The organism is Clostridium oceanicum, assembly GCF_039521385.1.
Lineage (GTDB): Bacteria > Bacillota > Clostridia > Clostridiales > Clostridiaceae > Clostridium_F > Clostridium_F oceanicum.
In genome coordinates, this window is the sequence record NZ_BAAACG010000019.1 from 169,052 (window position 1) to 192,626 (window position 23,575).

Annotated in this window: 16 protein-coding genes; all 16 read right to left on the minus strand. The window is 27.0% G+C overall.

From position 1 onward, the window contains the following. Positions 1–16: 16 nt before the first annotated feature. Entirely contained in the window at positions 17–787 is a 771-nt protein-coding gene (locus tag ABDZ71_RS17320; protein WP_343763668.1) for a CheR family methyltransferase, read from the minus strand. An 8-nt stretch (positions 788–795) separates the two neighbouring features. Beyond that, positions 796–1,860 (minus strand): protein-glutamate methylesterase/protein-glutamine glutaminase, encoded by a 1,065-nt coding sequence (locus ABDZ71_RS17325; RefSeq protein WP_343763669.1) that lies wholly within the window; start codon positions 1,858–1,860, stop codon positions 796–798. A gap of 22 nt (positions 1,861–1,882) precedes the next feature. Beyond that, positions 1,883–2,371, minus strand: a complete 489-nt coding sequence (locus ABDZ71_RS17330) for a chemotaxis protein CheD (protein WP_343763671.1) — start codon at positions 2,369–2,371, stop codon at positions 1,883–1,885. Between the two features lie 17 nt (positions 2,372–2,388). Next, positions 2,389–2,835: a chemotaxis protein CheW gene (locus ABDZ71_RS17335; protein ID WP_343763672.1), complete on the minus strand. Its 447-nt coding sequence runs from the start codon at positions 2,833–2,835 to the stop codon at positions 2,389–2,391. A gap of 12 nt (positions 2,836–2,847) precedes the next feature. Continuing rightward, a complete protein-coding gene (locus tag ABDZ71_RS17340; RefSeq protein ID WP_343763674.1) occupies positions 2,848–4,845 on the minus strand; it encodes a flagellar assembly protein A in 1,998 nt (665 codons plus the stop codon). Positions 4,846–4,970: 125 nt separating this feature from the next. Further along, on the minus strand, positions 4,971–6,968 hold the full coding sequence (locus ABDZ71_RS17345; RefSeq protein WP_343763676.1) for a glucose PTS transporter subunit IIA: 1,998 nt from the start codon (positions 6,966–6,968) through the stop codon (positions 4,971–4,973). A 244-nt stretch (positions 6,969–7,212) separates the two neighbouring features. Beyond that, positions 7,213–8,043: a PRD domain-containing protein gene (locus ABDZ71_RS17350; RefSeq protein ID WP_425544737.1), complete on the minus strand. Its 831-nt coding sequence runs from the start codon at positions 8,041–8,043 to the stop codon at positions 7,213–7,215. Between the two features lie 153 nt (positions 8,044–8,196). Further along, complete coding sequence (locus ABDZ71_RS17355) at positions 8,197–9,018, minus strand: aminotransferase class IV (protein ID WP_343763680.1); 822 nt, start codon at positions 9,016–9,018, stop codon at positions 8,197–8,199. 38 nt (positions 9,019–9,056) lie between these two features. Continuing rightward, positions 9,057–9,698 (minus strand): HAD-IB family hydrolase, encoded by a 642-nt coding sequence (locus ABDZ71_RS17360; RefSeq protein WP_343763683.1) that lies wholly within the window; start codon positions 9,696–9,698, stop codon positions 9,057–9,059. A 168-nt stretch (positions 9,699–9,866) separates the two neighbouring features. Next, on the minus strand, positions 9,867–10,229 hold the full coding sequence (locus tag ABDZ71_RS17365; RefSeq protein WP_343763686.1) for a DUF1292 domain-containing protein: 363 nt from the start codon (positions 10,227–10,229) through the stop codon (positions 9,867–9,869). A gap of 171 nt (positions 10,230–10,400) precedes the next feature. Continuing rightward, positions 10,401–10,811 carry a hypothetical protein gene (locus ABDZ71_RS17370; protein WP_343763689.1) on the minus strand — a complete coding sequence of 137 codons (411 nt, stop codon included), beginning with the start codon at positions 10,809–10,811 and terminating at the stop codon, positions 10,401–10,403. A gap of 152 nt (positions 10,812–10,963) precedes the next feature. After that, complete coding sequence (locus ABDZ71_RS17375; protein WP_343763692.1) at positions 10,964–12,520, minus strand: sodium:neurotransmitter symporter family protein; 1,557 nt, start codon at positions 12,518–12,520, stop codon at positions 10,964–10,966. A 741-nt stretch (positions 12,521–13,261) separates the two neighbouring features. Next, positions 13,262–16,765 (minus strand): pyruvate:ferredoxin (flavodoxin) oxidoreductase, encoded by a 3,504-nt coding sequence (gene nifJ, locus ABDZ71_RS17380; protein ID WP_343763695.1) that lies wholly within the window; start codon positions 16,763–16,765, stop codon positions 13,262–13,264. A 526-nt stretch (positions 16,766–17,291) separates the two neighbouring features. Further along, a complete protein-coding gene (locus ABDZ71_RS17385; protein WP_343763698.1) occupies positions 17,292–18,356 on the minus strand; it encodes an undecaprenyldiphospho-muramoylpentapeptide beta-N-acetylglucosaminyltransferase in 1,065 nt (354 codons plus the stop codon). 477 nt (positions 18,357–18,833) lie between these two features. Further along, positions 18,834–20,918, minus strand: coding sequence for a PAS domain-containing sensor histidine kinase (locus tag ABDZ71_RS17390; protein WP_343763700.1), 2,085 nt, complete (start codon positions 20,916–20,918; stop codon positions 18,834–18,836). A 626-nt stretch (positions 20,919–21,544) separates the two neighbouring features. Next, positions 21,545–23,326 (minus strand): single-stranded-DNA-specific exonuclease RecJ, encoded by a 1,782-nt coding sequence (recJ, locus tag ABDZ71_RS17395; RefSeq protein ID WP_343763702.1) that lies wholly within the window; start codon positions 23,324–23,326, stop codon positions 21,545–21,547. Between the last annotated feature and the right edge of the window lie 249 nt (positions 23,327–23,575).

Consider the following 23,575-nt stretch of genomic DNA (forward strand, 5'->3'; position numbering starts at 1 on the left):
ACTTACTATCCTCCCCTTAGAGTTTTCTATATATGAAAGTAGAGACTTTTTCAAATCCATAGTCTTTATAGTTATATATGCTTTCAGTTGCTCCTACAAACAAAAGTCCATTTGGTTTAAGTGAATCTCTAAACTTTTTGTATATATCTTCTTTAACATCTTGATTAAAATATATTACAACATTTCTACACACTATAAGGTCAAAACCCTTATCGTAGTTATCTAATATTAAATCATGTTTTTTAAAAGTTACCATATTTTTTATCTTTTGCTCTATATAGTATTTATCGTCCATTTTTTTAAAATATTTCTGCAGTCTTGAATTTTTTATATTTTTTATTTCAGAATTTGTATATTCTCCTTTTTTCGCTCTTTCAATTATTGTAGAATCTATATCTGTTGCTATTATTTTATGATTCATTCCATGAGCTAGTTCATCTAATATTATAGCTAAAGAATAGGGTTCTGCTCCTATAGAACATGCTGCACTCCATATTTTAACAGATCTTTTTCCCTCTTTAAACAATTCATTTTCTAGCTTTTTTTCTAAATCATCAAATATTTCAGGATTTCTAAAAAACTCAGATACATTTATAGTTATAAAATCTAGAAACTTTTTTCTTTGATGAGGTTCTTTTTTTAAAAGTTTTATATACTCTTCTACTGAATTAACCCCTACTCTAGACATTAAACTTAATATTCTTCTTTGAAGTTGGTTTTGTTTATATGCTTTTAAATTTATTCCAAATTCTTTTAAAACCCAATCTTGAAAATAATGCAAATCCATTACTATATTCAGCTCCTTATTATATTCATTATGGTATCAGTAATTTCATTAAGTGGTATAACCATATCTACTTTTCCCGTTTCAAAAGCAGCTTTTGGCATTCCATATATAGTACAAGTAGATTTATCTTCTGATATTGTAATGCCTCCATTATCTTTTATATAAGCAGTTCCTTCTGAACCATCTTTGCCCATACCAGTAAGCACTACACTTAATAATTTAGAGCCATATATATTTGAAGCTGTCTTAAATAATTTATCTACAGCAGGTCTTACTCCCCATATTGGCGGATTTGTATTTAAATGTATCTTTCTATCTTTTCCTATTTCCATATGAAAACCACCAGGTGCTACATAAACCACATCATTAGAAATAGTTTGTCCATCCTCCGCTTCTACAACATGAATTTTACTATTTGAATTTAATCTATCTGCAAAAGCTTTAGTAAAACTTTTAGGCATATGTTGCACTACAAATATAGGCATATTCATAACTTTAGGAAATTTAGTTATTACTTTATATAAAGCCTTTGGTCCTCCTGTAGACGCCCCTATAACTATCGCTTCTATATTATTTTTTTTATAATCTTTTATATTAAAACTCTCTTTATTTTTCTTATTTGATTCTACTTTAGATTGTTTTTTAATAGTACTATTACTATTATTTCGCCTTGAAGCTAATTTAATTTTTTTTATTAACTCTTCTTTTACTTTACCTATGTCAAGTGATATAGCTCCAGATGGCTTAGGTACAAAATCAAAGGCACCTTTTTCTAAACATTCCATAGTTAATCCTGCTCCCGATTTTGATAAACTGCTAAGCATTATAACAGGTATATCTTTATTCTTCTTTTTAAGAGCACACAAGGCTTCTATTCCATCCATTTTAGGCATTTCTACATCTAAGGTTATAACATCTGGTTCAATATCAATTTTTTCTAATTTTTTTAAAAGATCTTCACCATTTCTTGCTGTAGCTATTACTTCCATTGTGCTTTCTTCATCAATCATATCAGAAATTATTTTTCTCATTAATGCAGAATCATCTACTACTAAAACTTTTATTTTTTTCAAAACAATATCACTCCAATAAAAACTAAATTTCTTTTATTCCTACACCTACAGTTCTTATATTAACTACCCCATCACTAGTACTTAATATCATTGTTCTACCTTTATTTCCCCCTACTTCTTCTGCTATTATAGGAATACTCATTTCTTTTAGCTTCTTTCTAACTGCTTTGCCATTTCTTCCACCTATATCCATAGACATGTTTTTGTCTGAGAACTTAAACATAGATGCTCCCCCAACAATTTTAGCTTTCATGTTTAATTTCCTTGCTCCTAATTTCTCCATTTTTTCTACCAAAACTGGTATTGCTAAATCTGCAAATTTTAACGGGTTAGAAACTTTATTAAACTGAGTACTATCTGGAAGCATTATATGTGCAAGACCACCAATACATTTTGCTCTATCATATAAAGCTATGCCTATGCAAGAACCAAGTCCTACGGTCATTATTTTATCTGGCGAATTTGCCACATTTAAATCTGCTATTCCAACTTTAATTTCCTTTACATTCATAACTTATGCTCCTTCAACTATATCATTGTTTTTTCTTCCTCTGTAAGTATAGTTGATAAATTTAAAAATATGATTATTTTGTCTTCTATTTTTATTAATCCTCTTATATATCTTCTTGATATACCTGCTACAATTTCTGGTGCTTCTTCTATGCTGTCTAATTTTATATCCTTAACTTCAGATACAACGTCTACTATTATACCTATATTATTATTTTGTTCTTTTGCTACTATAATCTTTCTATCATTTTTATACTTACTTTCACCTAAATTAAATTTTTTTGATAAAGAAATGACTGGAAGTATTTTACCTTGATAGTTTATAACTCCTTCAACAAAACTTGGTGCATCCGGTAATTTTGTGGGCTCTTCATATCCAAGTATTCTTTCAACTTCCATTATATCTGCTGCATAGTATTCATCATTAATACTAAATATCAATACTTTTGCTTCTTTATTTTCCATTTAAATTGCCTCCTATAATTTAAATTTATCTACAAACAGCTCTCCCTTGCTATTTAAATATGCATGTATATCTTTGCTTGGAGCCTCTAATAAGTATTCCATTCCACCTACCACAAACAAAGTATTTTGGTAAGCAAGATCTGTATATATATGACCCTTTCTTGATACTTCTATCCTTGTAGAAACTCCAGCGCTGCTTCCAACTTTACTACATTTTATTTCATTTTTAGCCTTTATGCATCCTCCACGAGCTACACTTTCTTTATTTGAAAAATATATTGAGTCATTAGACACAAGGGTTGAAACATATTCACCTTTTCCTGTTACATATATATTCCCAGTACTCTCTACAGTTGAATCTTGACAATAACTCAAATTTATATTTACAGGTAAATTTAAATTTTGTTTATAATAATCTTCTTCTTCTTCACAGGCTTTCACTATTTCATCTAATTCACCATAATATTTTATATTTACAGGACTTATACCTAATAATTTTTTTCTTATAAAACCTACAAGCTCATTTTCTTTATCGCCATTTCTTCTTTCTATATTTATATTTGTCATTAAAGATATACAGGTCTTAGTTAAAGTTTTAAATTTGTTTTCTATTAAAGCTTTAATTATTTCTCCATCTTTTTTATCTTCACCTAGTATGTTAAATCTTTTTATTTCTTCTACTGCTTTCATTAAACTCAAAAGGATTTTTTTAAGTTGAGCTAAATTTTCCAAAACTTTAAGTTTTATTATATCTTCTCCTCCGCCATTAACTTCTGAAGCTATAATATTTCCTTTTATATTTATATTTCCTTTTGATTTTAATTTAGATCTTTCTACATTTTTTTGAATATCTATAGAGTTTCCTGCCTCTATTTTCATTCCTTCTTTAACAGTTCCAAATACAATTACATCACCAATAAATTTTATATTTCCAGTATTTAAATCCACATCACCTTTTATTTCGTGAACTTTATAAACATAAAACACATTAGACTTAATACATGGCTTTCCTTCTATAGTTGCAATAATCGTATTTTCACCTTTTAAAGTTACCCCTTGTCCAGTTTTTAATATGAGCTTTTTACAAGGAGTATGCTTTTTTATCTTTCCTTTTACATCTTTACCGTCTTTCCCAGCTTTGCCTGGTACTCTTTCTGCTATAACATCTCCTATTTTCACTGATTCTATAGAACCTATACTTTTAAAATCAACATTTCCTTCTTTATCTTCTTGAAGTTTCAAACTTTCTCTATCAGTTTTAAATTTTATGTCTATTTTATCATTTATACCTTCTACGGCTTCACTGCCTTCAGCAATTAAAATATCATCACAATTATTTTTTTCACATATTTGTATATTTTTATCTATTATACCATATATTATACCTTTTTTCCCCAATTCTCCTTTTATTTCACTGCTTGTATACTTAGGAGGATATACCTTTTCTACAATTTTTTCTTTCAAAATTAGTTTATTAACTTCTTCTGAATTTTCTAGTTTATAAGTAATTTTAGGTTCATATTTTATAGATATAAAAGCTTTCATATTATTATCTTTTAAAGTAATGTCTAAATGTCTCTTAGCTTCTTCTTCTTCAAATTCTATTTCAACTTCATTTTCTTCATATATAGCCGTTTTGGATTTAATTTCTTCTCCATCTATTAAAATTTTCATTTTATCACTTGGAGTAACAATTGCTGGGTTACCTTCTTCTTTAGGATTTTTTACTATTATCTTATTCTCTTCCACTTTAATTGTTCCATCTTTATCCTTTAATTTACTAATTTTATTTTCTTCTTTTTGTTCACTATCTTTTTTAGATTCATTAATTTCATTAGTATCAATATTGTTTTCTTTTTTCAATTGAACTTTTATAGTAATTTTTTTTGAAAAAAACCCTTTTTTCTCTTCTATAACTTTATAGTTTAAGCACTCCTCAGTAGTCTTTAATTCTTTACATGCTTTTTCTATACATTTTTTTAAATTAGAAGATGTATATTTTGTTTCCATAGTGTCCCCCTTTTCCTTCTAACGACAATTACTTAAAATATTTATACCTAAAAAACTTAAATTTATAATAGCCCTTTTTTAATATATTCGTAATTTTTTATTAATTATGTAGATACTAATAGAAATTAACTTTCATCTATTAGTGCTACTACCTCTTTTTCTCTTTTATATCCAAACTTTATTTTAATTCTAGAAAAATCATCTAGATTGGTTACTATTACTGGTGATAAAACACTTAATCCTTTTTCTTTAATAAATTTCATATTAAATTTTAAAATAAGTTGATTCCTTTTTATATCATCTCCTTTATTAACTAGTGCTTCAAACCCCTTTCCATCAAGTTTTACCGTATCTATTCCTACATGTATCAAAAATTCTAATCCTTCTTCTGTTTCTATGGCTATTGCATGATTACTAGGAAATAAAAATTTCACTTTACCATTTATAGGAGAATATACTTTACCAGATTTAGGTTTTATTGCAAAACCTTCTCCTAACATCTTTTCAGCAAATACTTCATCTGGTACTTTTTCTAAAGGAATTATTTCTCCTCTTATAGGATTACTTACTAAAATCTTATTTCCCCTATCCTTTATATTTTCATAACTTTCATTCATATATGGTAATCTCTCATCTTTATATAAATCTTTCTTTAGTATAGTATCTATTTTATTTTTTATATTTTCTGCATCAGTACCAAGTATTATTTGTATTATATCTGCTGTTTCTAAAATACCAAGATTTCTTTCTGAATTATTTAACAGTTCCTTATTAAATTTACTTTTATCTTTTAATTCTATTCTAAGTCTTGTTATACAAGAATCTAGATTTACTATATTAGATTTTCCACCTATAGATTCTAAAATTATTTCTGCTATATCAGTTTTATTTACTTTTTTTACTTCTCTATATTGATCTTCATCTTCTCTTCCTATTGTTTTTATATTTTTATACCTTATTACCAAATAAAAAACTAAAAAGTATAAAAAGAAATAAGCTATCCCTACAAATATCATTAATATTCCATTTTCAGAAAATTTATATCCTAATATATAATCTATAAAAGATGCTGAAAAAGTATATCCTAGCCTTATATTTAATACACTAGTAACTATTCCAGATGTAAATGCAGCTGCTACATGAAATAAAAATAATACTGGAGCCACAAAAATAAATGCAAATTCTATAGGTTCTGTAATTCCTGTAAAAAAAGCAACTAAAGATGCTGAAAGCATTATTCCTGCAACCTTTTTTCTATTTTTAGATTTAGCTGCTAATGTAATTGCTAGTGCTGCTCCTGGAAGTCCAAACATTAAAATTGGAAACTCTGAAGCCATAAAAACTCCTGCTGTTGGATCACCATGAAAATATCTAGCAAAATCCCCAAAGTATTGCACACCACTACTATCCACAAAATTTCCAAATTGGTATAAGAATACAGGATAGTACATATGATGAAGACCTAGTGGTATCAAAGCTCTTTTACCAGCTGCATAAAAAGCAGGTCCTAAAATAGACTCTGAGGCTTTATAAGCTAATATGTTTATTTGAACTTGTATAGCCGGCCATATATGAACAGCTATTCCTCCTATAGCTAAAGATACTACTGAAGTTAATAATATTACAAATCTTTTTCCTCCAAAGAAACCTACTATTTGAGGTAATTTTATATTATTGTATCTATTATATAAAACAGCTGCTATAAACCCTATAAGTATACCTCCAAATACACCCATAGTTAATTCATAATTTGAAAGTATACTTTTATAGGCATCTGTCTTCATAAAAACATCCATTGGCATATTTTTTGCTCTTGCTGCCCTTCCTGCCATATCTGATACTATATTAGAGCTTGCAACTTTAAATATACCTTCTAACATAAATTCTCCTACCACAGCTGCAAGGGCTGCTGCCCCTTCTCCCTTTGAAAGTCCTATAGCAACTCCTACTGCAAATATCATAGGTAAATTAGCAAATATTGAATCTCCTGCCTTTAATATATACTGGTTATTTAAAAGATCTGGATATCCAAGTCTTAAAAGTATACCTGCTGCTGGAAGAACTGATACTGGTAGCATCAATGCTCTACCTATCATTTGTAATTTAGAAAAAAACTTTTTCATTTTTCCCTCCTTAGATGCATTCAGATAAATAATTACATTATTTATTTTATATGCCTTATTTATTATATTACCATATTTTTACACGATATATAAAACTATTCCGTTAACTCATAAAAAATAAAAAGAAATCCTTTACTTTTTAAATCTAGCAATTGTTAATCTAATCTAATTATTAAAAATTTATAATTTATTTAATAATAAAACGACCTATAGGACATATCTACATCCTATAGGCAAATAAAAACTACTCTTGAGATAATCTTTTTAAATGCAAAGCAATATATCCCATTTCGTCTTCCGGAATTTTTATATTAAATAATCTTTCTATGAGCATCGCTACTTTTATAGCAATACTAAATTCGTAATTCATTTCTCTTTTTATGCTTGATAACAATTCATTTCTAATAGGTTTATGATTCTTTACTCTTTCTATCATGAAATTTATATGAGTTAATGTTCTCATATAGGATAACGATTGCTTTGATACCTTTGTTTTAGTAAGCTTAGATATAAGTTCCATAACTTTACTTATTTTTTTTGTATATTCTAAAGACTGAGATACTTCTTGCTTAGTTATACCAGCCTGTATATGAAGACATATAAATCCTGCTTCATCTTTAGGAAGTTTTACATTAAGTCTTTCATTTATCATATCTACTGCATCTAAAGCTATTTTTAATTCTTTAGGATAAAGTATTCTAAGTTCTTCTAAAAAAGGATTTTCTATGTTTATTCCTTTTTCTGTTCTTCTTAATGCAAAGTTTATATGATCTGGAAGTGATATATGAACCCCCTCATTTAGTTTAGCACCTAATTCTTTTTCTGCTGCATCTATTATTTCTTCTGATATGCCAACTATTTTTTTATCAATTTTATTTAAAACTTTATTATATGTATCTTTTATTTTAGGAGTTTTTTTAATAAATATCTTTTCTACCTTATATCTAGATAATAAGTCTCCTTTTTTAGCGTTGAAACCAATGCCTTTACCTACTAATATAACATCTTCGTTATCTTTCTGTGCTATTATAACATTGTTATTAAGAACTTTTTTTATCAAGTAGTCCCCCAAAATCTAACACTCCAAACCTTAATATATATTATTTATGATAATGACAAAGTTAAAATATTACTTAAATTATAAATTTATAAATTATATATTGTCAATTATTTAGGGTATATTAAAAAAATAAAACTCTAAATATAGATTATCTCTTCAATTTAAACTCTAAATATATCTTTTTATATAGAGTTCTATTTTTTTATTATATGCTTTCATAATATTTCTTATTGTAGTATTATTAGCCGAATCAAATTTTATACTATCAACTTTACATATAGGCAATACTTTAGGAGATGTCCCTGATATAAATATTCCATCTAATGAATTTATATTTTTATAGCTTATATTCTTCTCCAAAATTTCTATATTTAATTTTTCACAAACATCTATTATACTATTTCTTGTAACTCCTGGAAGCACTGCTTTTACTGGAGCTGTGATAACTTTGCCCTCTTTAACCATAAATATGTTAGATCTACTTCCTTCAGTTATATATCCATTTCTATCTACTAATATAGCTTCAAATACTTTATTTTCATTTATATCATCTTGAACTTTTTTTCTAAAATTATTATCTATAACTTTAGCATTTGGATTTTGTCTTTCTCCGTGATAAAGTATAGTTTTTACCCCTTCTTTGTATTGCTCTTCTCTAGGATAAGAATGTTTTATAAAATAACACAAAAAAGTATTTTTATCGTTGAAATTAAATACTATTTTTATATTTCCCGTCTTTCTTTTATTAGCTTTAATAAGTTCTTCTATGTATTTTTTTATTTCATAATATGTATACCATAGTTCTAAATTTTCTAGTGATGCTGATATTTCAAACCTTTCTAGATGCTTTTCTAAAAAAAGCGGCTTACCTTCAATAATTCTTATAACTTCATATAATGATTTACCTTCTTTTGTTAAACTTTCATCTAACTTGTTAATTTCATTTAAAACTCCGTCTTCTATGTAATATTCATTATAGAATTTATTCATTTTAATCCCTCTTTTATTAATACGTTAATCTTATAAAGCTATTTCCAATTTAATACTTCAATATTATTATATTTTTTCTTAGCATTTATAAGGTATGGATGACCTACTAATTTAAACAATGGTAAATCTGCTAAAGAATCAGAAAACATATAAGAATTTTTAAAATCCACTTCTATATTTTCTTTTTTTAATACTTCCTTTAATCTTCTTACTTTTTCTTCTCCTTTACAATTTTCACCTATTATTTTTCTCTTATATGAACCATCCTCTAAAGTAAATCTAGTTCCTATTATCTTATCTACTTCTTTTATATTATATAATTCTTTTAAATAAAATTCAGCAGATGCAGAAATAAGATATACTTTATATCCTTCACTTTTTAATTTTTTTATAGTATCAATTGCATCTTTATATAATATTGTACTCAATTTTTCATCATAAAATTCCTTAACTAAATCTTGCATTTCATCTTCTTTTATTCCATCTATAAAACCTATAAACATTTCTTTAGCCTTACCAGCATCAAAAATTTTTGTTAAATAAAAAAGTCCTGATATAGCAATTTTAGGAAAATGAAGCATAAGAAATGGTTTCTTTTTTATGATAAACTTATAAAATTGTATAAGTGTTTCCTGTTTAGTTAAAGTATAATCTATATCAAATATAGCTAGTTTCTCCATATACTCACTTCCTTTAAATAAAGTTTATAATAATACTATACTATAAAAACTAAAATATATAAATATTATTCTGTATATACACAAAAATAAATGCATTTTTATAAAGCTTTCTCTATAATTAGTTATAATTTTCTAGACAATAATAAAAGTCGCTAAAAGCGACTTTTATTATTTATTTAAATTTTCGTAATATTTTGTTACTTCTTCAAATTCACCATCTTCAGGGTTTACAAGTTGAACTTCGTCCCCTTCGATTTCTTCTTTAAATAGATATACTGCTTTGTTTTCTGGATTTTCAACTAAAGCATATATATCTTCTTTATATTCAAATTCCTCAACAACTTCGCAAGTAACTTTATTTCCATTTTCATCTTCTAAATCAACCATTATAGGATCTAGTTTTTCTTCTTCATTGCATCCACAGCTACAATTTTCTTCATGGTTAGATTCTTCGCATCCACAATTGCATTGAGATTCTGTATGTTCTTCTTGGCATCCACAGCTACATGTATTCTTGTTTTCTTCTTTCATATAATCCACCTGGTTATTTCCCAGGTTTCACCTCCTTTTTTTCGTCATGTTTTAATTGTACCCTTAAACCTACTTTTTTAAAAGAGTTTTTTAATATATTTACATAAATAACGTAAATTTATAAAAAGGACTACTAAGATGTTTAAATTCTTAGTAATCCTTTATTATCTTTTATTTTGAAAAAACTTTTCTGTTTTTTGTAAGCTTTCTAAACATAATTATTGCTAAAATCAAAAGTACTACACTAAAAACAGTGCTTATTGATGTAATTATTCTCACTGTAGAAGCACTTATGTTAAATTTATCAGCAACAGCTAAAAATTCTCCTTCAAAGTCTCCTCTTATAGAATATACATATCTAATCCAAAGTATTGCTACTGAAGATGCTAAAGGAACCATCCCCATACCTACATAATATCCTACTTTTTTTCTATTTTTTATTCCTGTAAGACCTAAATATATAGGAAGTAAAAATAATATTGGAAATATATACCCTAAAAACTGAGGAGATAAACCTAAAAACAATGCGCTAACTAATGCATAATAAAAGGCTACTTCTCTAACTATTTTAGCTTCTTTCATTTAAGATCACCACACTTACTTTTGATTTTTAACTATAATCCTCAAGGTACTTGCTATTGAAGCAAATATAATTAACCAAACAACTATCATAAATATTAAACCTGAACTAGACATATTATACCTCCTTATAAGGATTTGTTAAAATCCATAAACTATGCAAAATCTTTTTTATGAGTTCTCTTTATAGCTTTATAAGTTATAATAAAGCCTGTAACAAGAACTATAACCAATACTATTCTTGCACCATTAACCCAAGGAACTAAGTTAGGGAATTTTTCAACAAAAGACGGTACAGCTTTAAAATATCCATCTTTTATAAAATCATTAGTAGAACCTACTAATACAGTTATCATTAATATTGGAGTTACATATTTAACTAACACAGAATAAAACCATTTTGGAACTTTTATATAAGATCCTCTATTAGTTTCTTCTGTAGCTCTTTCAGGTCCAAAGAACCATCCTACAACTATAACTTCTATAAGTCCAACAACTATTAATAAATAATTTCCTACCCAGTTATCTAATTCTGTTAAATAAACAAGTTCTGCTGTTTTTGTTAAAATTGGTTCAAGCATTACTGGTATTCCTACTATCATATATAAGAAAAATACTCCAAGAGAGGCTTTCTTTCTTGATATATTCATTTCTTCTTCTAATATAGTAACAACATAGTTATACATAGCTATAGCAGAAGTTACTCCTGCAAAGAAGAACATAAAGAACCATAATGCTCCCATTAATTGTCCTCCACCCATAGCTCTAAATATATTTGGAAGAGATATAAAAGTAAGACCTACACCTGCTTGTAATCCCTCCATACCCATGAAAGCATAAGTTATTGGTATAACTATAGTACCACCTAATATAACTTCTGCAAATTCATTTAAAGATACAGTACATAACCCTGAAGTTACTAAATCATCATCTTCTTTTAAGTATGAAGCATAGTTTTGAACAATCCCCATACCTATTGATAAAGTAAAAAATATTTGACCACAGGCTGCTAAAACAGTTTTAAAACTAAGTTCGCTCCACCTTGGGGTCCAAATATAACTTAACCCTTTTAAAGAAGACCATTCTGGTTTAACTGGAGAACCTAAAGTAACAGCTTTAAAAATTAATAACACTCCAAATACATATAATAATGGCATTAACAATTTAGCCCAAGCTTCTATTCCCTTTTGTACACCTCTAGCTAAAGCAAAACCTAAAAATGCTACTGATATAACCCAAAATACTATAACTTTTTCTGGTGATTGAATATAATTTGCAAAATATTGTCCTGTTGATACTGCCTTGTCCATATACCCACCTGTAACTGACATAACACTATAACCTAGTGACCAACCTATAATATGCAAATAATAAGAATTAACTAAGGTAACAACACCTATAATAATAGCTCCACATATAGAACCTAAAACAGCTGAGGATTTAGCTCCTATTTTTTCTTTTGATTGAAGGTAAATCATATGACCTACTGTTCCACGACCAAATTTTCCTCCATAACGTCCTTGCATCCATTCTATTATAATTATTGGAATACCTAATAAAAGTAATGCTCCAATATACGGAACCATAAAAGCTCCACCACCATTTTTAGCGGCTTGATACGGGAATCTCCAAAAGTTTCCAAGACCAATAGCGTTTCCGGCCATTGCAAGAATAAGTCCTAGCTTGGATCCCCAATTTTCTCTTTTAGCCATTCGTTTTCCCCCTTATTGATTTTTTTTATCTTACGTATGTTACTCTGGAAGTATATTTATCAATATAATATCAGGTCAAAGTAAAAAGTGCAAGTATTTAATTTTTAACTTACAATTATTATTATAATAATAATTTTTTGACAATTAATTCTATGTAATCATTTTCTTTCAATTTTTTTATAATTATTTTAATTATTACTAATGGTTACGCCTTATTGTTCCCTTAAATACTTGTATTTATTTCAATATATTGATTAATATCTATTTTTTTAAAAATTCTTCATGTATATTTTTTAACATGAATTGCATTTTTTATGATATATTATAAAAACATATAATATCTATAAGTAAATATAATAGGCTATAAATGACATTTTATTTACATTAAATTTCATTTTATAGATTTAAAACCATTTTTTAAATCTACATCTTTTTTATTAAAGCATATAGAAATAAATAACTAGTCAAAAAAAACGAATATTTTATTGAATATAACTACTTATATTTTGTTAATATTTATCCTATTAGCAAATTACAAAGAAAAATCAGCTCATAAAATAAACTAATATACTAACTAATTATTTATTTGAATTTGCCTTATCTAAGATATAATGATATCTCACTAAATACAATAATGTTTATTGAAATAAACACTTAATTTTCCTATAACCTCTATAATTTTATATAATAAAAAAAGAGCCTTATAATATAAGGCTCTCCTTTATTTAAATTTATATGCTATTATTGATCAGCTAATTTTTTGTAATTTTCTAATCTTTCTTTAGCATCTTTTTCAGTCTTTTCAAATAATGCTTCAGCTGATTCTGGGAACTGTTTCTTAAGTGTTGCATATCTTACTTCACCCATTAAGAAATCTCTAAAGTTTCCAGTTGGTTCTTTTGAATCTAATGTGAATGGGTTTTTACCTTGTTCTTTTAATTCTGGGTTAAATCTGTATAATCCCCAATATCCACATTCAACAGCTTTCTTTTCTTCTTCTTGGCTACGTCCCATACCAGCTTTTAAACCGTGGTTTATACATGGAGCGTAAGCAATTACAAGTGATGGTCCATTATAAGCTTCAGCTTCAGCTAATGCTTTTAATGTTTGGTTTTTGTTAGCACCCATAGATATTTGTGCTACATAAACATATCCATAACTCATAGCCATCATACCAAGATCTTTTTTCTTAGTTTTCTTACCAGATGCTGCAAATTTAGCAATTGCTGCAGTTGGTGTAGCTTTTGATGATTGACCACCTGTGTTTGAGTAAACTTCTGTATCAAATACAAGTACATTTACATCTTCTCCTGATGCAAGAACGTGATCTACTCCACCATAACCGATGTCGTAAGCCCATCCGTCTCCACCAAATATCCATTGAGATCTCTTAACTAAATAATCTCTATCTTCATAGATAGCTTTTAATAATTCATTACTATCTTTTTCTTTTTCAAGTAATTCAATAACTTTTTCTGATCTTTCTCTTGAACCTTCTCCAAGGAATTGGTTATCAAGAGCATCTTTAAGAACTGCTTTTAATTCTTCGCTTATGTTTTCATCTAAAACAGCTTTTATGTTTTCATATACTTTTTCTCTTACTTGAGTTGAACCTAAGAACATTCCTAAACCATATTCAGCGTTATCTTCAAATAAAGAGTTAGCCCAAGCTGGTCCATGTCCTTTATGGTTTGTAGTATATGGCATTGATGGTGCTGAAGCTCCCCATATTGAAGAACATCCTGTTGCATTAGCAACCATCATTCTATCTCCAAATAATTGAGTTACAACTTTTGCGTATGGAGTTTCTCCACATCCACCACAAGCTCCTGAGAACTCTAGTAATGGTTTTTCAAATTGACTACCTTTTACTGTGTTTTTATTCATTGGGTTAGCTTTTGGTGAAAGTTTCATAGCGTAATCCCAGTTTTCTGCTTCTTTTTCTTGAGTTGCGAATGGTTTCATAACTAAAGCTTTTTCTTTAGATGGACATACTTCTGCACAACTTCCACATCCTGTACAATCATATGGAGTTATAGCCATTCTAAAGTTTAATCCTTTAGCACCTATAGCAGTTTTAGATTTGAATCCTTCTGGAGCATTTTTAACTTCTTCTTCGCTAACTAAAACTGGTCTTATAGCTGCATGTGGACATACATATGCACATTGGTTACATTGTATACAATTATCCATTTGCCATTCTGGAACATTTATAGCAATACCTCTTTTTTCGTATGCTGCAGTTCCTGCTGGGAATGTACCATCTTCCATTCCTTTGAAAGCACTTACTGGAAGTTTATCTCCTTCTTGTCTGTTCATTGGTTCTAAGATGTTTTTGATAAATTCAGGAGCATCACTTTCTTCTACTTTTTCAGCTTCTAAGTTTTTCCATGAATCTTTTACATCTATTTTAACTATAGCATTAACACCTTCATCTATAGCTGCATTGTTCATATCAACAATTTTTTGTCCTTTTTTACCATAGTTAGTTACAACTGCTTCTTTTAAGTATTTAACAGCGTCTTCTACTGGTATTATATTTGATATTTTAAAGAATGCTGCTTGACAAATCATATTAATTCTTCCGCCAAGACCAATTCCTTGAGCTATTTTTACAGCGTCTAATGTATAGAATTCTATATCATTTTCAGCAATGTATTTTTTCATTGAGCTTGGTAAATGCTCTTCTACTTGTTCTGGACTCCAGATAGTATTTAATAAGAATTTACCGCCTTTTTTAAGACCTTCTAATACATTGTATTTATAAACATATGATTGGTTATGACATGCAATAAAGTCTGCATTTGCTATTAAATATGGAGATTTTATTGGTTCTTTACCAAATCTTAAGTGAGAAATTGTTACACCACCAGATTTTTTAGAATCATATGCAAAATAACCTTGAGCATACATATCTGTATGGTCACCAATTATTTTGATAGCACTTTTGTTAGCTCCAACAGTACCATCTGATCCTAGACCCCAGAATTTACATGCTGTTGTTCCTTTTGGTGTTGTTACTATTTTTTCTCCAAGTGGTAATGATGTATTTGTTACATCATCTACGATACTTAATGTAAATCCATCTTTTGGTTCATCTGCTTTTAAGTTTTCATATACAGATAATACATGAGCTGGAAGTGTATCTTTTGAACCTAAACCATATCTTCCGCCAACTATAACAGGTTGTACTTCTTTTCCATAGAATGCATTTTTAACATCTAGGAATAAAGGTTCACCAATTGATCCTGGTTCTTTTGTTCTATCTAAAACAGCTATTTTCTTAACTGTTTTTGGTAATGCTTTAAAGAAGTAATCTAATGAGAATGGTCTATATAAATGAACTTTTAATAAACCAACTTTTTCGCCTTTATCAGCTAAGTAATCTACAACTTCTTCAGCAGTATCACATACTGAACCCATTGCAATTATTACTCTTTCTGCATCTTCTGCACCATAGTAGTTAAATAAGTGATATTCTCTTCCTGTAAGTTTTGAAATTTCTCCCATGTATCCTTCAACTATTTCTGGAAGTTTATCATAATATACGTTAGAAACTTCTCTTTCTTGGAAGTATATATCAGGGTTTTGAGCTGTACCTCTTGTTACTGGGTGATCTGGGTTTAAAGCATTTCTTCTAAATGCTTTAACTGCATCCATATCAACTAATTTTCCTAGTTCATCATAGTCTAAAACTTCTACTTTTTGAATTTCATGAGAAGTTCTGAATCCATCAAAGAAGTTTACAAAAGGAACTCTACCTTCAATTGCTGCTAAATGAGCAACTGCTGATAAATCCATAACTTCTTGAACACTACCTTCAGCTAATAGAGCAAATCCTGTTTGTCTTGTTGCCATTACGTCTTGGTGATCTCCAAATATGTTTAGTGAGTTAGCAGCTAATGCTCTAGCACTTACATGGAATACTCCTGGTAAAAGTTCACCAGCAATTTTATACATGTTTGGTACCATAAGTAAAAGACCTTGAGATGCTGTATAAGTAGTTGTTAAAGCTCCACCTTGTAGTGAACCATGTACTGCACCTGAAGCTCCTGCTTCTGATTGCATTTCCATAACTTTTACAGGTTGTCCAAAAATATTTTTTCTTCCTTGAGCTACCCATTCATCAACATGTTCTGCCATTGGTGATGATGGAGTTATAGGATAAATAGCTGCTACATCTGTAAACGCATATGAAATATGAGCTGCAGCAGTATTACCATCCATAGTTTTCATTTTTCTCATAAAAAGATTCCCTTCTTTCCCTTAGTTTTTGTTTAGTTTTATTTAGTTTTTATTTTTATGTGAATTTTGTAACCCACAAAATAATGTTAACTGTTTTATAAGTAATCTTTTGATTGAAAATCTATAAAATAATATACAACAAAACATAAAATATGTAAAATCCTTTTCACCTCCTCTAAATTAACTTATTTAATAAAAAGTTAATTTGAAAAGGTTTAAAAGAAACTTTTTATAAAATTACAATAAACATTTAATAACTTTATAAAAATCTAATGGTATGACCACTAATAATCATATTCTCGTTTTGAATCTTTATTCTTATTATAATACTTAAATAAATAAATTCAATAATATATTTGTAATTTGTAGATTTAAAGTGTAATAAAGCAAATTTACAAGTTAAATTGCATTTTTAAAATAATAATTATAGTTTTCTTTAACTATAATAAAACTTTATAACCACTTATGCAAAAGTTAACCACTACAATTATATTAACACTATTATTGAGGTTATTTATTTTATAGATTATTTTGAATATTTCTTTATTATATTTACTATATTTAAAACTCCATCTTTCCCATCACTCTTGTTCATATTTTCTATATATTTATTTGAATTTTTATACAATTCATATATTTTTGACAATAAAATTTTATTATTCAAATCTTCTTCTTGTATAACAACACTGTATCCACTTTTTTTGAAAGAAGCTGCATTTAATATTTGATCTCCTCTACTTGATTTTTTAGATAGTGGTATCAATATATTAGGTTTTTTTAATGCTAAAAGTTCAAATATTACATTAGCACCTGCTCTTGATATAACTAAATCAGCAGATTTCATTATATCTGGTAATTCTTCACTTACGTATTCAAATTGAGCATATCCATGTTTATTTTTCAAACTATTATCTATGTTAGATTTTCCACATATGTGTATTATATTAAATTTATTAGTTAATTCCTCTAAGTTTTCTCTTATTAACTCATTTATAAATTTCGATCCTAAGCTGCCTCCAATTATTAATATTATAGGTTTATTTTCTTTAAACTTACAAAGCTTAATTGCTTTTTCTCTATTTCCTTTTAAAATTTCTGTTCTTATTGGAGTACCTGTAAGTATAGCCTTATCCCCTTTTATATGCTTTATTGATTCTGGAAAAGTTACACAGACTTTAGTACAATATGGAGCTGAAATTCTATTTGCAAGACCTGGAGTCATATCTGATTCATGAGTTATAACAGGTATTTTGTTTAAATGAGCCCCTATTATAACAGGAACTGATACAAATCCTCCCTTTGAAAAAACTATATTTGGTTTTTCCCTTCTTAATATTGAAAAAGATTGAAATATACCTTTTAATACTTTAAATGGATCAGAAAAATTTTTAAGATCAAAATATCGTCTTAGTTTACCACTAGATATAGGATAATATTTTATATTCTGAGATTCTATAATTTGTTTTTCTATTCCATTTTTACTTCCTATATATTCTACTTCATACCCTATTTTTTTAAGTTCTGGAACTAATGCTAAATTAGGAGTAACGTGGCCTGCTGAGCCTCCTCCTGTCATAATTATTTTCTTCAAAATTAAAATCTCCTTTCATATAATACACATTAAAATAAATAAGTAGTAAGTATGATAATTTATTTTGTAAACTACCGCTTCTTTACCATACTATTATTATTGCAATAGTAAAACTATAAAAACCCCTACTGTATTTTATAAAGTATCCTTAAATCTTTAATTTATTATTTATTTTCATATGCTTAATTCCTATACATAGTATAAAAATTTAATTTCATTTTAAGCTTTACTAATTTTAATTTTGCAATTTACCATTCATATTATATAAAAATAAACATAATATAAATTAATTGTAGGACAATACTATAAACTAAACTATCATAGATATAATAATACTTTATACTATGAAAGTCTATACTATAACGTTAAGATAAAAAATTATTCTAAAAAAATTATAAAAATAAACTTTTTTATTTTTATATACTTAAAAATTAATAATAGCATATATTTTTTGAAATTCAATATATGCTATTACTATTAATTTATATCTGAAAATTCTATATTTATTTTGTTATTTATATCACTGTGTATAACTGGAGGTACAATTTCATTTTTAGTTTCATTCAATTTTCTCTTTAATTTAACAGTAAATATAGATCCTTTATTTATCTCACTCGTTACATTTATTTCTCCATTCATAAAATCTACTATCTTTTTAACTAAAGCAAGACCAATACCCGTACCTTCTGCATTTCTAGATAAAGAACTATTTACTTGTGCAAATCTATCAAATATAAAATCAAGTTTATCTTCTGGTATTCCTATACCTTCATCTTTTACAATAAGCTCAAATTCCTCCTCTCTTATATTTAAGAAAATATAGATAGATTTATTTTCAGCAGTAAATTTAATGGCATTTGAAAGCAAGTTAAGCAGTATTCTTTCATATTTATTTTTATCTATACATACTTCAGCTTCTTCTTCATTTGTATCAAATATAAGTTGTATATTTTTTAAGTTAGAATAATTTATGATTGAATTAACTATGTTTTCCGTTTCTTCTACTATATTAAAATAAGAATTATTTGAGGTTAAAAAACCAGCTTCTGCTTTTGATATATCTAGTGTATTATTTATAAGTTTTAAAAGTCTTCCACTGTTTTGTTTTATCCTATTTAATATTTTTCTTATATTAGGTGTTACTTCCTCATTATAGATGTCATTAGCTAATTGGAGGGACGAATATATTATAGTAATAGGAGTTCTTAATTCATGAGATATAACAGTAAAGAATTCATCCTTTAACCTGGTTATATTTTGAAGTTCTATATTATGTTTTATTTCTTCAGTTACATCAGATCCATGTATGTGTATTCTTCTAGGATTTATATTTCTTTTATGATAAATGTATTTTATTTTATAAAATCTTTCTTCACCATTGTTATCTCTTATTTTTCTAGGTGAAAATGTATATCTACCACAATTTTTTCCTATTAAATCTAAAACTTTAACTCTTTCATCAAATTCCTTTGGTGTAAATACTTCGTTTATATTTTTCCCTATAACACTATCTATAAGGGGTTTTTCAGTATAATTACTAACTAACTCTTCATATTTTTTATTTACTAATCTGTATTTTAGCTCTGGATAATCAAGCACTGCAATTGGAACTTCTAATGTATTAACTATATCTTTTATGAAATTTTCATTTTCTTGAGCTATGACTTGATGTTTCTTAAGATCTGTTATATCTTTTATAGTAATTATTGTATAAACTACACTACCAGATTTATTTATAATAGGAACACTATTATATTCAATATATTTTATAGAGTCATCTCTTTTATTTATAACTTTAACTATTAAATTTTTAGTTTCTTCTTTTAACTTTAATTTTAATCTTATAAGTTTATCACTAAATTTTTGATCTTCATTCATTAAATATAAATCATAATAATTCAATAATTTTTCTGGGTTCATTATATCACTTGGTTTTATATCTAATATTCCTCTTACTGACTTATTACACAAACTTAATTTTTGATTGTTATCGAATACAATTATACCTTCTGAAACATTATTTATAACATCTCTTAAGTATCTTATATGCTCCAATTCTTTTTCTCTTAAAATTTCTATTATGCTGCATTTATCTTTTAATTCTTCTGATACTTTTATTAGTTTTTCTTTATCTTTCTCTATCATTTTTTTACTTAAATATTCTTCTGTAATATCCCTTAGACTTATTATTGCTCCCACAAGATTATTTTCTAATTCTAAAGGTGTAGAAGAAATACTAATATATACTTCTTTTCCATCTTTAATTTTACAAACAAATGGTACTTCCTTAATTTCTTTTTTATAGTTCAAAGTATGATAGATACTACAATTTTTCTTTATTAATTTTTTACCATTCATACATAAGAATTCATATCTATCTAAATAATCATATATATTGTCAACATAGCTTACTCCTAACTCTTCCAGTTTTTCATTAGCTGTTTTGTTAGCATAAACTATATCCCCTTGCTTATTTACTATATAGCAAAAGTACGGTACCGAATCTATTATTTTCCCTAAAATATCTTTATCATTAATAAATTTTCCATTCAAATTTTCCATATATACCCCCACAGTAACTTATCTAATAGTGAACTCTAGAGGATCCTTAGTTTAAAATCAGCTCTCTATTCTAACTAAAACTTAGGATCCTTTATCATATACATGTAATTCTCCTATTTTCCTTAGACATTAAATAAATAAGTAGTAATTATACAGTCTATTTTGTAAACTACTTTTTTTCTCGCTCTCTACTAAGGCACATTCAAATAAATAACTAGTCAGTATGCTAGTTTATTTTGTGAACTACTTCTTCCTTGGAACCTACTAATAGCATAACTATTAGCAAAACCCAAGCCATTGTATTTCACAAAATATCCGTCGCATCTTTGACCTATTATTTATTTTCATATGCCAATAGAAAAATTTAAGTAACTTTATTTCATAAAATATCTATAAATCTTTCTATATATTATTTATTTTTATATATCCTATGAAAAATGAAAATATTAGAATTACTTGCAATAAGATAAAAGTGAACTCAATTACTTAAAATATTCTACAATATTTGTAAAATTCCTTTTAATTTACAAATATTATATGTTATTACAATTTATTTGTCTAAAATTTGTATCTCACCCTAATATAAATCAAAATTTTATTTTTATATGCCTAATCTCTATTTTTATTTAATTATTTTCATTTATCCTATAATCTATTATCTTTAATTGAGTAGAAGTAAAACCATTAAATTCATTTATCTGAGGATAATATATAAGATCTACATCTAATGGATTATTCCAAGGATTTTCAACTATTTCTTTATATCTTATTCCATAGATATCCTTCATTTCTTCTAAAAATTCTTTTCCTATACCAAATCCTAAAGCATTAATTCTTTTATTACTTTGTGGTACCTTACATATAATTTTTAAAGTATTTTCATCTTTACCTAATATCTTTATTCCCTCAACTTTTATATTTTTTTCTGCCATTATAGGACTAGGATTTTCTTTTCCAAAAGGTTCTAAATACTCTAGTTCTTTTATTAAATCCATATTTATAGCTTTAAGTGGTACTCTTTTGTCTATTCTTATTTTCGGAATAAATTCTTCTCTTTTTAACTTACAATTAGAATTTAGATTTTTTCTTAACTTATCTATATTTTTTTCTTCAATGGTAAGGCCTGCAGCCATAGGATGTCCACCAAATTTATATATACATTCTTTACACTTTATGAGCTCTTCAAATAAATTATATCCTTCTATTGATCGTCCTGATCCTTTTGGCATATCTTTACCCTTCGTTATAATTATAGTTGGTAAATTATATTTTTCTTTTATTCTTCCAGCTACAATTCCTGCTATACTTTCATCTATATCTTTGTTATACACAACTAAAATTTTATCCTCTTTTAAAGAAGAATTCTCAATCAATTCAATTGTCTCTTCCACACTTTCACTAGTCATTTTTTGTCTTTCGTTATTTAATTCTTTCAGTTTTCTAGCTAATACCTTCGCTTTTTCTTTATCCTTACATAAAAATAATTCTGCTGAAATAGATGCAGTCTCTAATCTTCCAGTAGCATTTATACAAGGGCCTATCATAAATCCTATATGATATGATTTTATAACTTTTTCTTCTAACCCTATCTCCTTTATTAAAGCATTTAATCCTATATTCTTTGTATTGTTTATATATTCTAAACCAGTTTTAGCTATTATTCTATTTTCATCTTTTAAATCAACTACATCACATATAGTACCTATAGCTGCAAACTGAACTAACTCTAAATATTTTGAAAAATCTCCTTTTATTTTTTCATATATAACCTTTGCAAATTTAAGTGCAATACCTGCGCCACAAAGCATTTCAAATGGATACTTACATTCTTTTTGTTTAGGATTAACTATTGCATCTGCATCTGGAACTATATACTCTCTATTACCTTCATTCTCATTAAAAGGAAGTTCATGATGATCTGTAACTATTACAGTCATTCCAAGCTCTTTTGCTTTTTTTATAGCATCTATTGCAGATATTCCATTATCACAGGTAAGTATAACTTCTACCCCATCCTTTTTTAATTTTTCTACTCTTTCAGTGCACATACCATAGCCTTCGTTTTTCCTATCTGGTATATAATAACTAACATTAGCACCACAATCTTTTAAAGCAGTATATAAAATTACTGTACTAGTTACTCCATCTGCATCATAATCTCCATAAACTACTATGTTTTTATTTTCATCTATAGCTTTTTTTATTATTTCAGTTCCTTTATCCATGTCTTTCATAAGAAATGAATCATAAACATTTTCTATTGATGGATCTATAAAATTCTTAATATCTGTTGGCTTATATACCCCTCTATTTACTAATATATTTATTGTTATTTCGCTTAATCCAGTCAATTTTGATATTAGTTTAGTATCTATTTTTTTCCTTTTAAGCATCCATTTTCTTTTCAAAATTTATTTCCCCTTTTATAGTGTATTTAATTTATATTTTTACTTTTAAAATTCAAAATCTATAATAAAACTCCATTTTTTATTTTACTATTTTTAATTATATATATAAACAAATATTTGTTGTCTAATAAGAATAAATACTTTTTATTGACTTTATAAGTCTCCTTATTCATAATAATATATATAACAAATAATAATTATCAATTATTAAATAACAATTATTATTAAAATTTTTAAGGATTTCTAAAA

What these genes read in the sequence shown, in the direction of transcription:
- ABDZ71_RS17360 (WP_343763683.1), bottom strand. Translation starts at nt 9,698, where the DNA reads ATGGAGAAACTAGCTATATTTGATATAGATTATACTTTAACTAAACAG.
- nifJ (WP_343763695.1), bottom strand. Translation starts at nt 16,765, where the DNA reads ATGAGAAAAATGAAAACTATGGATGGTAATACTGCTGCAGCTCATATT.
- ABDZ71_RS17390 (WP_343763700.1), bottom strand. Translation starts at nt 20,918, where the DNA reads ATGGAAAATTTGAATGGAAAATTTATTAATGATAAAGATATTTTAGGG.
- ABDZ71_RS17340 (WP_343763674.1), bottom strand. Translation starts at nt 4,845, where the DNA reads ATGGAAACAAAATATACATCTTCTAATTTAAAAAAATGTATAGAAAAA.
- ABDZ71_RS17345 (WP_343763676.1), bottom strand. Translation starts at nt 6,968, where the DNA reads ATGAAAAAGTTTTTTTCTAAATTACAAATGATAGGTAGAGCATTGATG.
- ABDZ71_RS17375 (WP_343763692.1), bottom strand. Translation starts at nt 12,520, where the DNA reads ATGGCTAAAAGAGAAAATTGGGGATCCAAGCTAGGACTTATTCTTGCA.
- ABDZ71_RS17355 (WP_343763680.1), bottom strand. Translation starts at nt 9,018, where the DNA reads ATGAATAAATTCTATAATGAATATTACATAGAAGACGGAGTTTTAAAT.
- ABDZ71_RS17330 (WP_343763671.1), bottom strand. Translation starts at nt 2,371, where the DNA reads ATGAATGTAAAGGAAATTAAAGTTGGAATAGCAGATTTAAATGTGGCA.
- ABDZ71_RS17370 (WP_343763689.1), bottom strand. Translation starts at nt 10,811, where the DNA reads ATGAAAGAAGCTAAAATAGTTAGAGAAGTAGCCTTTTATTATGCATTA.
- ABDZ71_RS17320 (WP_343763668.1), bottom strand. Translation starts at nt 787, where the DNA reads ATGGATTTGCATTATTTTCAAGATTGGGTTTTAAAAGAATTTGGAATA.
- ABDZ71_RS17365 (WP_343763686.1), bottom strand. Translation starts at nt 10,229, where the DNA reads ATGAAAGAAGAAAACAAGAATACATGTAGCTGTGGATGCCAAGAAGAA.
- ABDZ71_RS17335 (WP_343763672.1), bottom strand. Translation starts at nt 2,835, where the DNA reads ATGGAAAATAAAGAAGCAAAAGTATTGATATTTAGTATTAATGATGAA.